Source organism: Flavobacterium sp. IB48, assembly GCF_016405855.1.
Classification (GTDB): Bacteria; Bacteroidota; Bacteroidia; order Flavobacteriales; family Flavobacteriaceae; genus Flavobacterium; species Flavobacterium ginsengisoli.
The window spans coordinates 1-1,104 of sequence record NZ_JAEFCA010000026.1; the positions used below are offsets into that span (position 1 = coordinate 1).

At 37.2% G+C, this 1,104-nt stretch carries 1 protein-coding gene; it reads right to left on the bottom strand.

The genetic code is table 11. The annotated features are described in order from the left end of the window. Positions 1–1,104: sulfatase/phosphatase domain-containing protein (locus tag JC605_RS23595; RefSeq protein WP_198858528.1), on the bottom strand; the 1,104-nt coding region annotated here is incomplete at both ends.

Sequence of the window (1,104 nt, forward strand, 5' to 3'; positions counted from 1 at the left end):
CTTTGTTGTTGATAGAAATTTTAACTTTTGAAGGTTTTCCTGCTCCGCCACCAGGATAATTAAAGTCTAATTTTATAGACGCTTCTCCGTTTGGAAGTTTTTGATTAGAAGTAATTTTCGTTTCTGTACCAAAATAATTATATACAAAAGTTGGATAGCCGTCTTTCACATATAATACATATCCGGCATCCATACCTCCTAATGCATTGATTACACCATCTTTTTTGCCGTCTACAGTATTAACCATAGCTTCCATATTCCAGGACTTGTTTTTAGTATTTGGAGCTGCCGTTTCAGGAATACGAATCGCTCCTTCATAAAAAGTAAAGGATTTTCGATCTCCTAATGGAGAAGGTTTTGGAACTGAAAGTCGGGCAGCACCTCTGTCATCTAAAGGAAATACTTTGTATTTGATTGCGTCTTCTTCCCAAACCTTTTTTAGTTCAGCTAATTTTTCCGGGTATTTTTTTGATAAATCTGTAGCTTCGGTAAAATCTTCATTGATGTTGTACAGCTGCCAGACCTCATTTTCAAAACCCGGTGCTACATCTTGTCTCCAAGGCTTAGTATGCTGGTGAGCAGCTATCCAGCCATCTTTATACATCGCTTTGTTATCAAAAATTTCAAAGTATTGCTGAGTTCTCAATTCTGGAGCTTTTGCATTTTTAAAAGTCGACATAAATGATTTTCCCTCCAAAGGAACTTGCTTGACTCCATCAACATAATCAGGAAAAGTAGTTCCTGTAGCTTCCATTATAGTTGGAGCAATATCTATAATATGTAGAAACTGATCACGAACAATTCCGTCTGGTTTGATTACTTTAGGCCATGATACAACTAAAGGATTTCTGGTACCGCCAAAGTGTGAAGCGACTTGTTTGCACCATTGAAATGGTGTGTTTACAGCCATGGCCCATCCTACTGGAATATGAGGTGTCGTGCCATATTCGCCTAATTTATCAACTTCTTTTAAATTTTCTTTAAGAGAACTTTGAATGCCGTTTAAGGCTTTTATCTCGTTCAATGTACCTTCTAAACCACCTTCAGCACTGGCTCCATTATCTCCTACAATGTAAAAAATAAGTGTATTATCAGCATCCGGAA